Genomic DNA, 19,480 nt, shown 5'->3' on the forward strand with positions numbered 1-19,480 from the left:
TTAAAACGTTTATTTTTTTACTATATATACTGCTACTTTTTTATTTGTTGGGTTTGTTAACTTATGGTTTCTTTGGCCTTTAATTGTCGTTTTTGATATAACTTCACCTGTATTTACATCAATCCAAAAAGCATCAAAAATTCCTTTATAATTACTTAAATCTGCAGTAATAACATTGGTCTTTACTAAGTAATATAAATATGCATTTCCGGCATTTTCTAAGGACCAATAATCACTTTTGTAATTTTGATTTTGAGATACTTTTGTATTAGCTAAATGCTTATAAAAACTTGTAATATCTATTTTTGGAATTGGAGCTAGAGAACCACCAGCCATAAATGTTGCCCAACCAAATCTTGGTGCTGAATTTGTAGAATATAAAACTGCTTTCTCTGGATAAATTTCTCGATATTCTCTAACAGCTCTATATATCTGCTCTTCTGTTTCTTTGCCCGTTTTCATTTTACGAGCATGTTGTCTTGGTGCTAAATTTTTTCCTCCTTCAGGTGCATAAGCTGAACCATCTTGTCTATAATGCCAATAACGAATATCGATTAAATCTACTGTTTTTGATCTTTTAGAGTCTCTTAAAATGGCATCTTGAACATCTTTTGTAGCACTTAAACCAATAATTCCTTCTCCAGAAGTTTCATTTTTCCATTTTTTAACTTCGTCTAACCAAAATTCTATAAAATGAAGTGGACCAGTATATTCTGCACTTGTAAGTTGAATTACATTACTATTATCTTTAAAATTATTTAAAGATTTTCTTATAAATTGTTGATGCAATTCTTTTCTATTTTTATTAGAAACATCATAAAATTGTTCTGCCATAAAAATACGTTTATCACCTGCATAAGGCACTGGTTCTGGAAAACCTGTATTGTTAATGTTGTTTGCAGAACGCCAAGGCGAACTAGACCAATGTGCACCAGCTTCTATAATATTATGTTGAAAGTATTGTTGATTAATTAATAATTGACCTTTAGATTCCGCCAAATCAGAAAAATTTGATAAGCGATTCCAATACCAATCATTATATTTTGTTAAATCGTATTTACTTAAATGATCCCAAGCTAAACCTTGTCCACTTCTTGCAAAAGGTTGCTCATAAAAAGGTGGCCAAACATCTGCATCTATTCTGCGAGTTCTTTCATGATCATCCATTCTTCTTTCATACCACAAACCATAATTATGCTCTAAAGCAACAATGTTCTTTTGCGAAAAATTATTTACAACTTCTTCTATATCATCAGTAAAACCTTTTCCTTTTCTTCCAGGAACAAACCTTGTAATATGTTCAGATGAATTTTTAATTTCATGATTTTTTAAGCTTCCTCTCCACCATTGCACGTTTACTGTATTTCCTGTAATAACTTCTCCTTTAAAAGTTAACCAACCATTTTTAATTATAATTTTTGATGTATTTTTTTTATCATCTTCTAAAAAACTAATATTCTTTACCTCTTTAATAGATTGTATATTTTTAGCTTCTTCAAAAAATCTGTTTTTTTCTGAAACTTCTATAATCCATTCTTTTAGCGTTTTTGCGGGATTTAGCGCCTCTTCATTTAATTGTTGCGCTTGTTCTATAGTTGGACTTGATGTGGGTTCTGAACCTAAAGGAAAAATATTAGGGTTTACAGGAAGCTTGCCTAATCTGGTTTCTAATTGAGCATAAAATAAACTTCTTGGAAATATATGATTGTTTACATCTTTCCATTTACCATTACCTGTCATTATACCACCCCAAACACCAAATGCCCAATTTTGTGTAGTTGGTGGACTGTAATTTTCTACTTTAGAAGCAGAAGATTCCCAAATTACACTGTTGGCTGCAGACCAACCTGCACCTCTTCCTGCTTGTTCACGATTTTTATAACTTAGAGCATTACCATCAATATTTACAACATCAAATAAAACGCCTGTTGCCCAACTACCAATTGTACCACTATTGCTATAAGGTAAATACGATTCGCATTGTACAAAAGCGTTTGGACCTGCAGTTGCATAACCACCAACTGCAAAATCATGATAACCATATTCTGAATAACATCTTTGAAACAACGTTTGTTCTCCTTCTGTATAAAATGTGTGACGCCTAAATGCTGCAATTTCAGAAATAGGTGCTGTTGCAATACAATCTTCTACAGTAATTTGTTGCGCAGTTTTTAATAAAGAAACTGCACCACCAGCTAAATGCTTAAAATGTATTTGACGAACCCAGGCATTTTTTACATTTTGCATTGTAATTCCAAACCATCTGTGTAATTCGTCTTTTGTATTATTTTCATTAAAAGTTGATGAAATCATTAAATTTTCTATTCCAATTTTTTCTATTCTTCCAGACCAAGAATATTTAATGACTTTAGTTTTCCCAAAGTTATCATCTAAAGTCATCGTTAACGGTGCATTTAAAGTTACTTCGTTCCCTTTTATACTTTTAACTACCCTGTTCCATCTGATGTCCCAATCTCTCGTTTTCCAACCAATCCAACCTGTTTCTCCTCCAAATTCATTCATTTGTAAGGTGTCAATTAAATTTTGAGTTAATGATTTTTGAATCACAATATCATCATAGACTTTTAACTTTGATACATCTTTTAATTGAATTTTTTGACTACCTAATGGCGTATAGTTCACACTAAAACTTAGCGTATCTTTAAATTTTTTATCATTTGTGCCAAGAACACTAATAATAGCTTCACGCTTAAAGCCAGTTCCTAAAAGTATTGTTTCATTGTTTTTATTTCCACTACCTCTTAAAACTACACCAGATTTTTTTATATATAAAGTTCCTTTAATTTTAAAAGTTCCTTTATCTAATAAAACTGCTCCTCTAAAACCAGCAGCATTTGGTTTTAAATTACTTACATAGTTAATAGCTGCTTGAATATTTTGAGTAGCATCTGTATCTTGATTTGGTACAAATATTTTTGCTTTAACAGTTGGAATTGCAACTTCTGAAGCTTGATAACCAGCAAATGAAAAATCTGGAATTTTATTGCCTAAATTATCTGAAACATAAGAAATACTTCCATTTTTATTTTTAACAAGATCTGGAATTTTTTGCTGAGAAAAAATGTGAGAAATGCAAAAACAGAAAGCTAGTATAATAAAACATTGCTCTCTGTATAATGTAAAAAATTTAAATTGTAAGTAATTAATAGTCAACCTTATTGCTTTAAGTTTTCATTTATTCTAACAAACCGTTTGATAATTTAGTTAACGTATCTGTATTGTTTTCTGTTTTGGTCCAATCTATTTTTTGTAAAGGATTGATACCATTGATATACTTTTCGATGTTTGTATATCCATCTCCATTTAAATCTTTATTTGCATCAGTTGGGTCTTTTGGATCTAATCCAAACTTTTTTTCCCATTTATCTGGGATACCATCTCCATCAGAATCTTTATAAGGTTTCCCTTGATATTTTGGATAACCACCTACTTGATCTGGATGCGTTATAATTCCTTTTTTATAAGAATCTGCAGGTAGTCTTCTTTTAATAAATTCTTTACCAATAGTATTCTCTAAACCTTCTTTATAAGTAATCTTTCCTGTTCTTACGTATGTAATTACACGCTCATCTACTGCATCACGTTTTGGCAATGTAGCACCAGCATTATTTAGCACAAAATTATATGCTTCTTGAGCATCCATAATTGATACATGAGCCATTGGAAATGGTTTATCTTGTTTTATAAGTTCTAAATAATCTTTGGCATTTTTATTGCTTCCTAGTTGAATTCCTCCATTCCAGTTATTAGCTGTTACTTCTGGAGAACCTGCTACATAATTTCCGTTAACATAAGCACGCCCGTAAGCTTTTGGTTCCATATAACCTGTTTCTGGTTTTAGAATTCTGTAACGGATAGGCTTATCTTCTGGTGTCATTGGTCCTGGTTTGTAGTAATTATTTATGATGTTAAACATAGAACGATAATCGCCTCCATCTACAGAACGATTCCACCAATTAAATAAAACATTATTCACTAAATTAAAACTACCAAACATACCAACAGATGGATTTCTAGATATATTATTTGCCCATAGATTTCTTGTAAAAGTACTATTTAAACCACCTATAGTACTACCAAAGGCATGATTATAAGTATCTAAACCTTCTGAAGAAATACTGTTTTGTATGGTAACATTTACTGCTGGTAATTTTTCTAATTTCGATTTGGAATTTGCTCTAAACTGATGTCTATATAAAGATATGTTTTCATCTAAACCCCAACTTATAGAGCAATGATCTATAATAACATTACCAATAACATTGCCTCCTAAACCATCATCTCTTCTTGTAACATCTGTTGCTCCACGTCTAAAACGCATATGCCGAATAATGATATCATGTGTATCTAATAATACTGATTCTCCAGCTATGCAAATACCATCTCCTGGAGCAGTTTGACCTGCAATAGTAATATAAGGAGCTCTAACACTAATCGGTTTTTTTAAATGAATAATGCCAGATACATTAAACACAATAGTTCTTGCTCCAACAGCTTCACAAGCTTCCCTAAATGTGCCTTTTCCTGAATCTTCTAAACTTGTTACTACAAATATTTTTCCACCACGTCCACCAGGAGTAAATGCAGCACCTCCTTCTGCTCCAGGAAAAGCAGGAATTTCTGCTTTTATCAAATCTCCAGGATATGCAGCCCAAGGAATGTATGGTCTACCATTTTTAGCTTCCTCTAAAATAATGTCATAATTATCTTCCCAGATTTTTTGTAGTCTTACATTTTCTTTTGCTAAAATTGAATCTGTTTTTGCCTGAAGTTCATGAGGGATTTCTGGGTATTGTGCGAACGACATTTGATAAACCAAGCATAAGATTGTAAAAACGAAACCTTTTTGAAATTGTTTATGTGTTAAATTTTGCATTTTAATACTATTTTAGCTTTTTTAATCTAGTTAGATTCTTTCTTTTTACGAGCTTCAATACGCTGGTACCAGCCATCTCTTTCTTTTTCTAAATCGTACCCTTTTGCAGATAAATAATTATTTATTCTTCCTTTATATTTTCCAAACCAAGCATGTTTTTCTTTAGAGGAACCTGCATCCATTGCATGTTCTCTTGCTTCTACTAGGTTGTCATAAATATATATTTTTTGCTCATCGGTTAAACTAGGAATCATATCTTTAAAAGCAAAAAAAGTTTTAGGCACTACTCCATAGGTCATACCATCTTTTACTGCATCAACTTTATCGTTAGATAAATTAGCCGATAATTGTTTTAAATAAGACTTATGTAATTTATTTAACAACTTATCTGCTTTCGCATTTATCTTTTCAATCTTAGACTTTTGCTTTTCTCCTGATATATTTAATTTTTTTACAGCTTCAATTTTCGCATCTTTTTCATCATGAATTTTACTTAAATTCTGATATTGTTTTGCAATAATCTGGGTAATTAATTCTGATTTATTTTTATCTGATATCTCTAAATTATCAACAATTTTTGACGCTCTTTTTTCTGTAACCTTTATGTATTCTGGGTCTAAATATTGCTGCGCATTTATGCTAATTGTAAATAATACAATTAATATAAAACTTAAACTTTCTTTTTTGATAAACATGATTTTATTTTAAAAGTGGACTTGTTAATGTTTCTTTATTATTTTTTAAATCTTTCCAGTCTACCTTTGCTTTAGGATTTATTCCATTGATGTAATCTTCTATATTCGTATAACCATCATTATTTTGGTCTCCTTTTGCATCTGAAGCATCATTTGGATTTAATCCATTAATTTTTTCCCAAGCATCTGGTATACCATCTTTATCTGAATCTTTATAAGGTGTTCCTTTATATTCTGGGTAACCACCAACTTGTGCAATATCTGTTATAATTCCTTGTTTGTAAGAATCTTTAGGTAAACGTCTATGTTTAAAATGATAAAAAGAATCTGGATCTAAACCTTTTACATATTCTGGCACACCCGTTTTTACTGTTCTTGCAATTCTTGTATCTACTACATCTCTCATTGGCAAAGTAGCTCCTGCATTTGCGATAACAAAGTCATAAGCGTCATTAGCAGTCATAATATTTCTAAACCAAGGCATTGGAAATGGTTTTGATGCATTCATATAATCAAAATATGGTTTTGCTCCTTTAAAATCTAAAAGTTCACCGTTTTTACCTTCAATTTGTACACCACCTGCCCAATTATCTTTAGTGATTTTAGAGTTATTTTCTACAACATTACCTCTAACATAAGCTCTTCCATAAACCATTGTATCTAATTTACTTCTACCAGCTTCTGGTTTTAAAATACGGTAACTAATAGCTTCATCCTTTGGTGTAAGCGGTCCTGGTTTGTAAAAATTATTGATAATATTATATTTTGCTGTATAATCCCCACCATCTACTGAACGATGCACCCAATTAAACATCACATTGTTAACAAAGTTAAAAATACCATTCCATCCTATAGATGGATTTCTACCAGCATTGTTTGCCCACATATTTCTAATAAATGCACAATTTTCTCCACCCAAAGTACTTCCAAAAGCATGGTTATACGTATCTAATGCTTCACCAAATAAACTATTTTGAATCGTAATATTTACAGTAGGTTTCTTCTCATCTTTATAAGTGGCACCTGGACTGTACATGTGTCTATAAATCGACATATTTTCGTCTAGTCCCCAGGTTGCTGATATATGATCTAACATAATATTCCCAACAGGATTTCCTCCAATTGCATCATCTCTTCTACCTACAAAAGTATCACCTCTACGAAAACGCATATGACGAATTACAACATCATGAGTATCTATCCAAACAGTTTCTCCTGCTACGCAAACTCCATCTCCAGGAGCTGTTTGACCTGCAATTGTAATGTAAGGCGCTCTTATAATTAAAGGTGTTTTTAATTTGATAATACCTGCAACATTAAAAACAATAATACGTGCACCGCCTTTTTCGCAAGCTTCTCTTAATGAGCCTGGTCCATCATCTGCTAAACTAGTAACTGTGTAGACATTTCCTCCACGTCCACCAAAAGTATACATACCTCCACCTTCAGCTCCTGGAAATGCTGGTATTTCTGCTTGTGGTAAATCTGTTGGTCTACTTGCCCAAGGAATATATGGTTTCCCTTCTCTAGCTTCTTTTTGAACTATTATTTTTGCTTTTTCCCAGGCTTCATCAGAATGTCTATAAGCCTCATCCTTAATTGCTTTTTCTTTTTGTCTATCTTCATCTGTTAATTTTGGATATTGTGCATTTGCATTAAATATTCCAAGAAATAAAATGAATAATGTGTAATAAATTGTGTTCTTCATTATAATTAGGTTTTACTTTTATAATTTATTTACAAATTGTATACCACAATAAGTATATTTTAAAATCTTTACTTTTCTTAATCAGCTAAAATTATTTAAAAAAAATACCTGCACTAAAATAAAAGCAGGTATTTTAATTTAAATAATAATATAAATTAATCCAAAGGATTAAAGGTACCGCCCCAACCTTGCGTTTGTTCTAAATATGGTGCTGTGTTTAATAAATTTTGGTAAATACCAAAGAAATAATATTCATTATACCATTTAAAATTAAAATCCGTTTGATCTACGTTATCTCTAACTGTAACTTCAAAGTGATTGTCATATAAATAATCTACATATTCTTCATATGTTGTAATTCCGTTTGGATATGTAGTAGCATCTCTATTAATAATTGGTGCACTTGGCCCTTTAAGAGGATCTGTTCCTCTACCGTTTTCATAAATTGTATTCTCGTCTAATTTTACGAACGTATAATACCCTTGTCTTCTAGAGCCTTCTATAGGTGTTTGATTTAATCGTGAACAAGTTCCATAATCATTATTGTAAAGTAACCATCTTCTTAAATCATGAAAACGTTTATTCTCATAAGCAAACTCAACTTTTCTTTCATTAATTGATGCTGCAAAAAGCTGATCTCTTGATGTAGCAGTTGCTAAACCATAATCTCCATCATTATTTGTTACTCCTGCTCTTGCTCTTATTGATTTTAAATATTCTTTTCCTTCAGGTAGTTTATTTATTCCTATTGCAGATTCTGCTAAATTTAATATTACTTCTGCAAAACGAATTTCCATATATTGATTGCCATTGTTTTGGAATGAATTAATATTGGAAGAATTACTGTTTGTAAATTTTCTTAAAAAAATACCAGTACCATCTCTTTGATTATTTGTTTCTATAGTGGGCTTACCTGGTTCCGCTGCTAATGGATACCAATAATATTCCCAATGCTTATAATTTGGATTTTGTGCATAAGGCCATATGCTTCCATTATAAGCAAAAGTATTGTAAAAACGAGGATCTCTATTTCTATAAAATTGATTTAGATTTCCATTAGGATTATATGGTGTGCCATCAGCCATTGGAAATGCATCCATAATATTTTTAGTTGGATGAATACCTCCATTACCACCTTGATCTCTAGTACGAGATTGATACTCTGTATAGTTGTTTTTTTGGAATTCTCCAGAATTTGAAGCAAACTCGTTAAATCTATACCCAAAAACAGCTTCTGGAGTATTTAAATTGAACCACATGTTTTTCCAATCTGAATCTAAACTATTTCCTGAAGCAATACACTTATTATAAGCTGCTAAATTTGCATCGTAAGCACGTTGCCATCTTGATTGATCATCAGTTCTATTAAACATAGGACTTGCCCATGTTAATAAAACTCTCCCTTTTAAAGCTGCTGCTGCTGCTGCTGTAATTCTACCTGCATCATTTTGCGTGTATGGTCTTCCGTTTTCAAGAAGAGTTTGAGACATTTCTAAATCTGCTACAATTTGATCTATAACTTCACTAGAAGTACTTCTTGGTGTTTGATTTTCTGAATCATCTACATTACTAGGTTGAGGTTCTAATATTAATGGAACACCACCATATAACCTAACCAATTCAAAATATTGCCATGCTCTCCAAAAATAAAACTGCCCTTTTACTTGATCTTTAAAATCTTCATCAAGACCTGAGTACTCATCAACATTACTCAAATATAAATTACAATACCTAATTCTTGTCCAAGTGTTATTTGTAACACTTGCTCTAATTGCTTGCCCAATTGAAAATAAACAATGATTATTTAATGGTGAAATATCTGGGTATTCTCTATTTAAATCAGTTTGTCCAGCTATTTCATCTGATGACTTTGTAAATAAATCTGCGGTAGAATGTTCTACTGCTGCTCTAGACCACATTGCCATATTAGAATTTCTATCTGGTAACATTAAATAATACAAATGATCTAAATATGCTTTTGATAATTCTTCATATTGATATACCTCTACATTAACACTAGAAAAATCTCTTTTTTCTTCAATAAAATCTGCACTACAACTACAAATAAAGACTGCAGTTAAAAGAGTAACTAAAATTTTAATATTTATATATTTCATAATAAAATACTTTTAATAAAATTAAAAACCAACATTTACACCCAATGAAAATGTTCTAAGATTTGGATAACTATCATATGATCCTGTTGGTGGTAATCCGAATTTTTTATACGGATTGTATAAAATAAATGGGTTTATAGCCACAAAATTAAATCTAAAGGCACTTATACCCATTTTATCTGTAATTTTTTTAGGTATCGTATATCCCACATTAATATTTCTCATAACCAAGCTAAAGCTGCTTACTTGCCAAAATTTTGAGCTTACAGTATTTATACCTCCTTCACTATTTGGGGAACCTCTATTAATAGATTCTGAAAGATTTGGAATGCTTCCTGTTGGGTTTAAAACTGGGTGATACATATCTGCCCAAAAAGCAGGTCTATTTTCATAATTTCCACCAATTACATAAGAGTCAAAACTATCTTTTGCTCTACCAATTTCTCTATAACCTCCCCAATTTGCGGTTAAAACAGTACTTAAACTTAATCCTTTATAAGACATTTTAATTACTGAAGAAAATCCTTGAGGACCTCTTGCTGGTTTTTGTAATTGAATTTGGTCATATTGATCAATAACTCCATCTTTTTCTGCAAATGTTCTTGTTTCTGGATCCCAAGCACCTCTTACATCTCTATAATACAACATACCTGGTTTAAGTTGATCTGAATCTATATCAAATACTTTTGTAACTCCAGTCTCTGCAATATACTTATCAATATCATCTTGAGTTTTAAACATCCCTAAATTATCATATCCCCAAACTCCTCTATCTCCTCCAGGTTGTTTAGATTGCCAAGGAAACCAAAAATCTGGATTGGCAAAATTACCTTTTATTAATTCATACCTAGACCAACCTGTATTTAAGTTAACTCCATAACTAAAATCATCTCCAATAGTATCATCCCAGCTTATACCTACTTCTGAACCCCATCTATCCCATCTTCCTGAATTTGATGGTGCTGTAGACCCACCAACCGTAAAAGGAACTCCCGCAGTTAAGTCTACTAATTGCTCAGTACCGACATTATAATAATTCTCAATTGTTGTAGACAATCTATTGTCTAAAAATCTTGCTTCAATACCAAGGTTTCTTTTTAATTCCTTACTCCATCTAACATCTCTATTCGCTTGACCATTATCTTCTAAACCAACTGATAATGTAGAGTCGTCTCCAAAAATAGCACCCTCACCATCTTGGAATTGAAAAGTTTGACGCCATTTCCATGGTCTAATATCATCATTCCCAGCTAAACCAACAGAACCTCTAATTTTTAAATAATCAATTACATTAGATTTAAAGAAACTCTCTTTTGAAACTATCCATCCACCAGAAATAGAGTAAAAAGTACCCCAATAATTTTCAGGTGCAAATTTTGCCGAAGCATCAGATCTAAATAAAATTTCTACAAAATACTTATTATCATAATTATAATTTAGCCTACCAATATAACCTAAATCACCAGATTCAGATTTTTTATTTGTTGAGTTATTTTGGTCAAAATCTCCAGTCGTTTGAAGTAAATTTCCATTAAAGTACTCTGGAATACCAAATTTAATTACACGAAGTTCGTTAAGTTGTCTTTCAGCTCTTTCTACTGCAAATAAACCTGAAAAACTATGGTTTCCAAAATCTTTATCATACGAAGCTTGAAAACGAGCCTGTTCATTTTTACTTTTACCATAATCAATTAATATTCTATCACTATTTACAACTTCTTGCGTTAATCTAACAGAATTTGTACCTAAAGGCCCTGAACCATCTTCATAAACAATATAAGTTTGCCCTTGCGTAGTAGTTGTAAGTTGATCTGCTCCAAAAAATTGGTATAAATTATAAACACTTCCTTTTTGATCTCCTCTATTACTAGCCTGCTGTCTAGAATAATTAAGATTAAATTTCAATCCTTCTATAAAAGGTACTTCATACGTTAAATTTATATTGGTTGTAATGTTATTACTCGATGTTTGAGCTAGATTATTTAATCTTAATAACTCACCATAATGAAATTGAAACAACTCATCTCCTCCATCAGAACCATTTAGTACTGCAGGTAGACCATTTACATACATAGGCATAAAAGGTGTTCTATTTTGTAATTGCCTATAATCATCTTCACCAGATTGAGCTCCAATAGAACTTGCTGTTCTACTTACATCAGTAAAATATCCTGAAACTTGAAAACCAACCTTTAAACTTTTTCCTAAATTCACGTTTGAACCAGCTCTAAAGGACCAACGATCGTAATTTAAAGAGCCTAAGTTACCATCTTGTGTATAGTAAGAAATACCTCCAAAATAAGTTGCATCTTCTGTACCTCCAGATAAATTTAAATTATGTCTCTGAGTTCCTGCAGAAGACCAATATTCATCTAAAGCATTATACTTTATCGTTTTAAAATGCTCCAATTCTACTGGAGAAAAGAAATATTGACTATTAGGGTATGGATCTGAAGGATCATAAGAATTACCAATATTACCTATTGGGTTAATACTATTTAAAATATTAAATGTTTTACCATACTCGTAGGCATTTAAAACTTTTGGTCTATAATTCTCATCTGAAATAGAAAAATTACCACTGTAAGAAAACTTTGCAGGCCCTTTTTTACCTTGTTTTGTTGTAACCAAAACTACACCTTGAGAAGCTCTAGAACCATAAATAGCCGCTGCTGCATCCTTCAAGAAAGAAATACTTTCTACTTGTGAAGCATCTAAGTTATTAAACTGAGTAGGATCACTAAAACCTGTATTAGGATCTATCTGAACTACACCATCAATAACATACAAAGGATCAGTAGCTCCAAGTGCAGTAGCATACTTAGACCTAGCTGTTTCACCTGTAAGTGGACTTCTAATACTGATTCTAGCAGAAACACCAGGTCTAGATTCACCCCCAGTCACACTAACCCCTAAAACACGTCCAACAAGTGCAGAAGCTAAATTACCAACAGGTAAATCTTCTACTTCATCACCTTTAATACTAGAAACAGCACCTGTAATAGCTTCTTTTCTTTGAGAACCATAACCTACTACAATTATTTCATTTAAAGATTGTGCATCTTCTTTTAATACTATTCTAAAAGTTGTTTTATCTCCTATTGGGTATTCGTCTTTTTTCATCCCTAATAAAGAAAAAACTAAGATAGCTTTAGGTTTTACTGAAAGAGTAAAGTTTCCGTCAAAATCTGTTGCAACAGCGTTTGATGTTCCTTTTTCAATAACATAAACTCCAGGCAAAGTAACACCTGCCTCATCAATGACAGTCCCTGTAACAGTTATTTTACCACCAGTATTTTGTGCTAGTACAGAGAAATTTAACATACTAACAAAAAACACAATACATGTCTTTATAAATATTTTATTCATACTTATTTATTTAGTTTACAATCATTTAAAATAATAGGTGAACAAATTGTATCTTTTTAAGATTATAAATTGATTGATTTCAGAGTGCTAATATTGTCAATTTAAGGATAATTAAATGCTATTTTTGAACGGCGACCAATTTTATAAATCTCTTATATTTTATTTACAGAACTTTGACATTATGATAATAAATATACCTCTTTACTATCAATTACAAATTTAATCATTGCTATTATTTTTATATATTTAAAATAATACCTTGATATTCAATACAAGTTAATAAAATATATTAATACAAATAAAATATGATAAACGGTATTATTACACCTATGGTTACCCCACTTTTATCTGATAATTTATCATTAGATTTAATTGGCACTAAAAAACTAATTGAACATATTATTTCTGGTGGTGTGCATGGATTATTTATTCTTGGAACAACTGGTGAAGCTACGAATTTAAGCTATAAAACAAGAATAGAACTTATTATTGAAAGTTGTAAAATTGTAAATAATAGAATTCCCGTATTTGTTGGTATTACAGATACTTCTATAGAAGAAAGTATAAAACTTGCCTCTATTTCTAAAGAAGCAGGAGCTACAGCTGTTGTGGCTGCACCTCCATACTATTATAGACTTGGACAAATCGAACTTTATAAATATTATTGGAATTTAGCAGACCAAGTATCTTTGCCTCTTTACTTATATAACATGCCATCACATACCAAAACAAATATTGATATTGATACGACGCTTAAACTTTCTGAGCATCCCAATATTATTGGTTTAAAAGATAGTTCAGCCAATACCGTTTATTTTCAAAAACTTTGTCATTTATTTAAAAATAAAGATTTTTGTTTATTAGTAGGTCCTGAAGAAGTTACTTCTGAAACTGTTTTAATGGGCGGAAATGGTGGCGTAAATGGTGGGTCTAATATGTTTCCAAAACTATATGTAGAGCTTTACAAAGCAACAAATGCAAAAGATTTTAAAAGAATTGATGAACTTCAACATTTGGTAATGGAAATATCTACCAAAATTTATAGCTTAGGTTCTTTTGGCTCAAGTTATTTAAAAGGAATGAAAGGAGGTTTAGCAGCTTTAGGAATTATCGAAACAAATATTGCTCCACCATTTCATTCTTTTGAAGAAAAAGAAATGAAACTTGTTAGAGAAAATATAGAGAAAATAAAAGTAGAACTTGACAAAATTCTTAAATAATTAGTAGTTAAATATAACCACCAATGAACACTATAGATATTATTGTATTCTTTATTTATATAGGAGGAATTGCTCTTTTTGGTGGTTCTTTTTTTAAAAAGAACAAAACTTCGTCTTCTTATACCTTAGGAAATAAAGATATTCCTAGTTGGGTGGTTACCATGTCTATTTTTGCAACTTTTGTAAGTAGTATTAGCTATTTGGCATTACCAGGAAATGCGTTTCAATCTAATTGGAATGCCTTGGTTTTTAGTTTATCATTGCCTATTGCTACCCTAATTGCTGTTAAATATTTTGTTCCATTATATCGAAAAATAAACAGCCCTTCTGCATATACTTTTATGGAGCAGCGTTTTGGAGCTTGGGCAAGAATTTATGTATCCCTTTGTTATTTATTAACGCAGTTGATGCGTATAGGAACCATCTTGTACTTATTAGCTTTAACTCTTAATGCTATTACAGGTTGGGATATTACTACTGTTATTGTTTTTACAGGACTAATTGTAGCAGTTTATTCGATGTTAGGAGGTATTACAGCTGTACTTTGGACGGATGCTATACAAGGCATTATTCTAATTATTGGTGCTTTTGTTTGCATTGGGTTTATATTTTATAACTTACCTGAAGGACCTTCTCAAATATTTAATATTGCTGCTGAGAATGATAAATTTAGCTTAGGAAGTTTTGATTTAGATTTTAGTAAACCTACATTTTGGGTAGTTTTAATTTATGGTGTTTTTATAAATCTTCAAAATTACGGAATTGACCAAAATTATGTGCAACGTTATATGGTTTTAAAATCAGATAAAGAAGCACAACGTTCTGCTTTAATTGGTGGTTTAATTTACTTACCAATTTCTGCACTTTTCTTATTTATTGGTACATCGCTTTTTGCTTATTATAATTCTGTTGAAGTATTACCTGAAGCTCTGCAGGATATTAGTAAAGCTGACCGTGTTTTTCCTCATTTTATAGTTAATGCATTACCCCCAGGATTAACTGGCTTAATGATTGCCTCGATTTTTGCGGCAGGCATGAGTACCATTTCTACAAGTTTTAATAGTTCTGCTACCGTGTTTTTAACAGACTATTATAACAAATATTTTAAACAAGATGCTTCAGATAAAAAACGTATGCAAGTGCTTTATATATCTTCTTTTATAATTAGTATTATTGGTATTGCCATTGCAATTGCTATGATAAATGTAAAAAGTGCTTTAGATGCTTGGTGGAAATTATCATCTATTTTTAGCGGTGGTATGTTAGGTTTATTTTTACTTGGAATTTTCTCAAAGACCAAAAATGTAACAGGTGCCATTATTGGTATGATTACAGGAATCTTAATAATTTTGTGGTTAACCTTTTCTGAGGTTATTTTTGGACCAGATTCTATTGGTGCATCGTTCCATACGTATTTAACCATTGTATTTGGAACTATTGCTATTTTTCTTGTTGGTTTTTTGGTATCGTCTTTAATGAAATCAAAGACTTAATTATATAAAAAAAGCGGCTTCAATTAAAAAATTGAAGCCGCTTTTTTGCGTTAGGGATTGCAGTGGAAATCCTTTTTGAGAAGGAGATAAAAAGATTATAACTCTTCTTCTTCGCTCAGGTAAACTCCAAGTCTCACCTTTAGGAAACGCCCAAATTATGTTAACTATACAATCCCTTGTAAGTAGCACATGCTCTGTAATCTGATGCTTCTTTGTCCATCCCAAAAGATGCCCATGCACTTGGACGGAAAATATGATTTTCTTGCACGTTGTGCATGTTTACCGGAATTCTAAGCATTGATGCAAGTGTTATTAAATCTGCTCCTATATGCCCATAAGTAAATGCACCATGATTAGCCCCCCAATTAGCCATAACACTATAAACATCTTTAAAAGGCCCTTGTCCTGTTAAATTTGGTACAAACCATGTAGTTGGCCATGTAGGATTGGTACGTTCGTTAATGGTATTATGCACATCTTCAGCAAGTTCTATTGTTTGTCCTTCAGCAATTTGTAATACGGGACCAATACCTTTTACGATGTTAATTCTACACATGGTAATAGGCATACCTCCCTTGGTTTTAAAGGTTGATGAATAACCTCCTCCTCTAAAATATTCTAACATTCCTGGACCCCAAGTGGTATGTTCTAAACATTTTTCGACTTCATTTTCTGTGATATTCCACCAGGGTTTCATAACTGGTTTACCATCAATTTCTTGCTCTCCAGTACCATCCAAAGCTGAAGCTCCCGAATTTATTAAATGTATAAATCCGTCTGAAGCATCTCCTGTTAATGTATGACCAGTAACACGTTTTACGGCTTCTGGACTCCAATAGGTACGAACATCACTAAAAATTTGTGCTGCACCCGTTAGTAAATGTCCAAATAACATAGAAATACCATTCAAACTATCATTTTCTGTTGCAAACATAAAAGGTTGACGAATGCCATTCCAATCGAAAGATGATGTTAAAATAGCTTCCATAAAATCGCCATTAGGGAAATGGTCTGTCCATTGGCGTTGGCCTTGAAAGCCACCTGAAATAGCATTTCTACCCAGAGCTTCTTCTGCAAAACCAATGTCTTTTAGTTTTGGATTGCCTATCATTAAATCGCGACCAATTAAAGCCATTTTTACAACGTATTCCCAATCTTTATCAAATTCTTCTCTTGATTTTTGTTTTTCAGTTGGGTTATAGTCTTTGCCTTCTTTACAGTTTTCTTTAGTCCATTTTAAAGCCTTTTCATACTCTTCCTTATCATAAATACCTAATTCTATTCTCCTGATAAACTCAGTCATATCAATATTTTCGCAACGCATGCCCAAATAACTTTCAAAAAAATCAGGGTCTAATATAGAGCCCGCAATTCCCATAGAAACAGACCCCATTGACAAGTATGATTTCCCTTTCATAGTTGCAACTGCAAGACCAGCTTTGGCAAATCGCAATAATTTCTCTTGAACGTCTTCAGGTATACTGGTATCGTTACTATCTTGTACATCTTTACCGTAAATACCAAAAGCAGGAATCCCTTTTTGATTATGTCCTGCTAAAGCAGCTGCTAAATAAACAGCTCCAGGACGTTCTGTACCATTAAAACCCCAAATGGCTTTTGGAATGGTTGCATCCATATCTATAGTTTCGCTACCATAACACCAGCAAGGGGTTACTGTTAAACTAACTCCCACACCTTCTCTGGTAAATTTGTCTGCAGAAGCTGCAGCTTCTGCAACACCACCAATACAAGTATCAGAAATAACACATTCTACTGTGCTACCATCTGCATGTCTTAAATTTTTTGATAAAAAATCAGCAGCATTTTTTGCCATATTCATGGTTGATACTTCAAGAGATTCTCTTACACCATCCAATCTACCATCAATAACAGGTCTAATTCCAATCTTTGGTAATTCTCCAATTAAACTTTTAAACTTCATTTTTTTTATTTTTATATTTTAGTAAGGCATCCAAACAGTCATTTCTCCTTTACCACGATTCCCCCAAGAATAATATGGAACCAGCGTAATATCGATTTGTTTTTTATCCCTATTTAAAGGTTTATATAGTGCCTTCGTCCAGTTTGTGTCTTCAACAAAAGCTTTTCCTTTTATGCAAACAACTTCTCTATTTTTAAGATTAAATTTCTCTGTATTGAACGTAGAATTCACATCCAAAACAATACTATTGATATCTGTTTTTTCTGAAAGATCCGCAGACTCTATACAATAAACAACAGGCCCTCTTTTTACAGCAACTTGATTTTTAGTTTCTTCTACTAAAGGATTTGCTTGCATAAGTTCCACAGGCATTGGAATATTCAATTCAATAACATCTCCTTTTTTCCAATTCTTGGAAAGTTCAGCATAACTTCCTGATTTCAAATCAGCACTTACTTTCTTCCCATTTATTTTTATCTCTGAATTTGTACTCCATCCTGGAATTCTAACAAAGATTGAAAAGTCTTTTTTAGGTGCTTTTACAATTTTTAAAGTGATATTTCCATCCCATGGATAATTTGTTTTTTGCTCAATTTCAATAAGTTCACCTTTTGAAGATTTTGTTTTTAAATCATTGCTTCCATATAAATTTACATACAACCCTTTTTCTGAAACATTATAAGCATAATTATTAACCTGAGCTAAAGTTCGAGTTACGTTTGGTGCACAACAATTTGACCAAGCAATATAGCCTTCTCGTTGATTACCCCAACGTTGTGTAAAAGGTAAATTGTCTGAAACATTTAAAGGATTATTATAACAAAACTCTGTCCCTTCCAAACTTATTCCGGATAAAACACTATTGTACAAAGCTAATTCCATAACATCTGTATATTTTGCATCGCCAGTTAGTTGCAACATTCTCCAATTCCATAATACATTACCAATATTAGCACACGTTTCTGTGTGAGCAGTTGCGTTTGGTAATTGAAAAGGCCTACCATAAGCTTGATGTATTTTTTGAACATCTTTTGGGTTATAAGAAGTTCCATCTGGAGAAACCCCATCATATAAAGAACCACAACCACCTGTGATATACATTTTTCTATACACTACATCATTCCAAATAGAATTTAGGTTTTCTATTAACTTTACTTCACCTGTTTCTGCATATAAATCTGCTATTCCTGCATATAAATAATTGGCTCTTACTGCATGCCCCATAGCATTTTTTTGTTCTCGGAATGGAATTCTATCTTGATTATCATCCGTCCCATCATTGGTAGTGCCACGTATATCTATTAAATTATTTGCTAACTCTAAATAGCGAGGGTCTTTTACTGTTCGATACATTTCGATAATACCCATGTAATGAGAAGGACAAATAGCATTTCTTGCCAATTCTGGAGATGCTTTTTTATAAAAATCATATAAAAATTCTGCTACACCTTTGGCAACATCTAAAAAGTTAGTTTTACCTGTAGCTCTGTAATGCACACAAGCAGAAGTCATTAAATGTCCCATGTTGTATTTCTCGAAACCCAATTGCTTTTTTAACTCTTCTGGTCCTAAAGTACCCCAACGCTCCTCAATTAAAACAGGTGTATTTATATAACCATCTGCTCTTTGCACTTTTGTAAATAATGCAATTGCTTCATCTATTTGTTTGTCTAGTTTGGGATTTTTTGTAATTGCATAGACAGATGCCATTCCTTCCAAAATTTTGTAAAAGTCGCCATCATGAAATGAAGGACCCGCATGTTTATCTTTCATTAAACCTGCAGCTATTTCGAAATTTTTATAGGCGTGTGAAATGGTATCATTATGATATAGATCCCACATATATGGCAGTGTATTTTGGGTTTCTACATCAAATTGGATTTTCCAAAAACCATCAGTCCAAATAACATCTTGTAAATTAACGCTTTTCAATTTTGTATGTGGACTATTTGAATTGTCTACCAAACCATTATTCTGTGAAAAACCAAAAGTATTTACAAGAAATAAACTGAATATTACTATGATGTTTTTTTTCATTT

At 31.9% G+C, this 19,480-nt stretch carries 10 protein-coding genes; 2 read left to right on the forward strand and 8 right to left on the reverse strand.

All coding sequences use genetic code 11. From position 1 onward, the window contains the following. Positions 1–9: 9 nt before the first annotated feature. From LPB03_RS10400 to LPB03_RS10425, 6 genes are all read right to left on the reverse strand, one after another. The gene (locus LPB03_RS10400) at positions 10–3,174 is read right to left on the reverse strand and encodes a DUF6298 domain-containing protein (RefSeq protein ID WP_139058970.1); all 3,165 of its coding nucleotides are present in this window, start codon (positions 3,172–3,174) and stop codon (positions 10–12) included. A 22-nt stretch (positions 3,175–3,196) separates the two neighbouring features. Beyond that, positions 3,197–4,897, reverse strand: coding sequence for a polysaccharide lyase (locus LPB03_RS10405; RefSeq protein ID WP_065319550.1), 1,701 nt, complete (start codon positions 4,895–4,897; stop codon positions 3,197–3,199). Between the two features lie 26 nt (positions 4,898–4,923). Then, positions 4,924–5,592: a DUF3826 domain-containing protein gene (locus LPB03_RS10410; RefSeq protein ID WP_065319551.1), complete on the reverse strand. Its 669-nt coding sequence runs from the start codon at positions 5,590–5,592 to the stop codon at positions 4,924–4,926. A gap of 4 nt (positions 5,593–5,596) precedes the next feature. Then, entirely contained in the window at positions 5,597–7,300 is a 1,704-nt protein-coding gene (locus LPB03_RS10415) for a pectate lyase family protein (RefSeq protein ID WP_065319552.1), read from the reverse strand. A 155-nt stretch (positions 7,301–7,455) separates the two neighbouring features. Then, positions 7,456–9,417 carry a RagB/SusD family nutrient uptake outer membrane protein gene (locus tag LPB03_RS10420; protein WP_065319553.1) on the reverse strand — a complete coding sequence of 654 codons (1,962 nt, stop codon included), beginning with the start codon at positions 9,415–9,417 and terminating at the stop codon, positions 7,456–7,458. Between the two features lie 21 nt (positions 9,418–9,438). Continuing rightward, entirely contained in the window at positions 9,439–12,786 is a 3,348-nt protein-coding gene (locus LPB03_RS10425; RefSeq protein ID WP_065319554.1) for a SusC/RagA family TonB-linked outer membrane protein, read from the reverse strand. Positions 12,787–13,091: 305 nt separating this feature from the next. Between LPB03_RS10425 and LPB03_RS10430 the strand changes: the two genes are divergently transcribed. Both LPB03_RS10430 and LPB03_RS10435 read left to right on the forward strand, forming a co-directional pair. Beyond that, entirely contained in the window at positions 13,092–14,006 is a 915-nt protein-coding gene (locus LPB03_RS10430) for a dihydrodipicolinate synthase family protein (RefSeq protein WP_065319555.1), read from the forward strand. 23 nt (positions 14,007–14,029) lie between these two features. Then, the gene (locus LPB03_RS10435) at positions 14,030–15,499 is read left to right on the forward strand and encodes a sodium:solute symporter family protein (RefSeq protein ID WP_065319556.1); all 1,470 of its coding nucleotides are present in this window, start codon (positions 14,030–14,032) and stop codon (positions 15,497–15,499) included. A 160-nt stretch (positions 15,500–15,659) separates the two neighbouring features. On the opposite strand, the gene LPB03_RS10440 is transcribed toward LPB03_RS10435, so the two are convergent. Then, positions 15,660–17,441 (reverse strand): L-fucose isomerase, encoded by a 1,782-nt coding sequence (locus LPB03_RS10440; RefSeq protein WP_065319557.1) that lies wholly within the window; start codon positions 17,439–17,441, stop codon positions 15,660–15,662. An 18-nt stretch (positions 17,442–17,459) separates the two neighbouring features. Then, a complete protein-coding gene (locus tag LPB03_RS10445) occupies positions 17,460–19,478 on the reverse strand; it encodes an aceric acid hydrolase (RefSeq protein ID WP_065319558.1) in 2,019 nt (672 codons plus the stop codon). Between the last annotated feature and the right edge of the window lie 2 nt (positions 19,479–19,480).

Source organism: Polaribacter vadi (genome assembly GCF_001761365.1).
Taxonomy (GTDB): Bacteria; Bacteroidota; Bacteroidia; order Flavobacteriales; family Flavobacteriaceae; genus Polaribacter; species Polaribacter vadi.

Excerpts from the sequence above, each read along its gene's own strand:
- LPB03_RS10405 (WP_065319550.1), bottom strand. The coding sequence starts at position 4,897 with ATGCAAAATTTAACACATAAACAATTTCAAAAAGGTTTCGTTTTTACA.
- LPB03_RS10410 (WP_065319551.1), bottom strand. The coding sequence starts at position 5,592 with ATGTTTATCAAAAAAGAAAGTTTAAGTTTTATATTAATTGTATTATTT.
- LPB03_RS10415 (WP_065319552.1), bottom strand. The coding sequence starts at position 7,300 with ATGAAGAACACAATTTATTACACATTATTCATTTTATTTCTTGGAATA.
- LPB03_RS10420 (WP_065319553.1), bottom strand. The coding sequence starts at position 9,417 with ATGAAATATATAAATATTAAAATTTTAGTTACTCTTTTAACTGCAGTC.
- LPB03_RS10425 (WP_065319554.1), bottom strand. The coding sequence starts at position 12,786 with ATGAATAAAATATTTATAAAGACATGTATTGTGTTTTTTGTTAGTATG.
- LPB03_RS10430 (WP_065319555.1), top strand. The coding sequence starts at position 13,092 with ATGATAAACGGTATTATTACACCTATGGTTACCCCACTTTTATCTGAT.
- LPB03_RS10435 (WP_065319556.1), top strand. The coding sequence starts at position 14,030 with ATGAACACTATAGATATTATTGTATTCTTTATTTATATAGGAGGAATT.
- LPB03_RS10440 (WP_065319557.1), bottom strand. The coding sequence starts at position 17,441 with ATGAAGTTTAAAAGTTTAATTGGAGAATTACCAAAGATTGGAATTAGA.
- LPB03_RS10445 (WP_065319558.1), bottom strand. The coding sequence starts at position 19,478 with ATGAAAAAAAACATCATAGTAATATTCAGTTTATTTCTTGTAAATACT.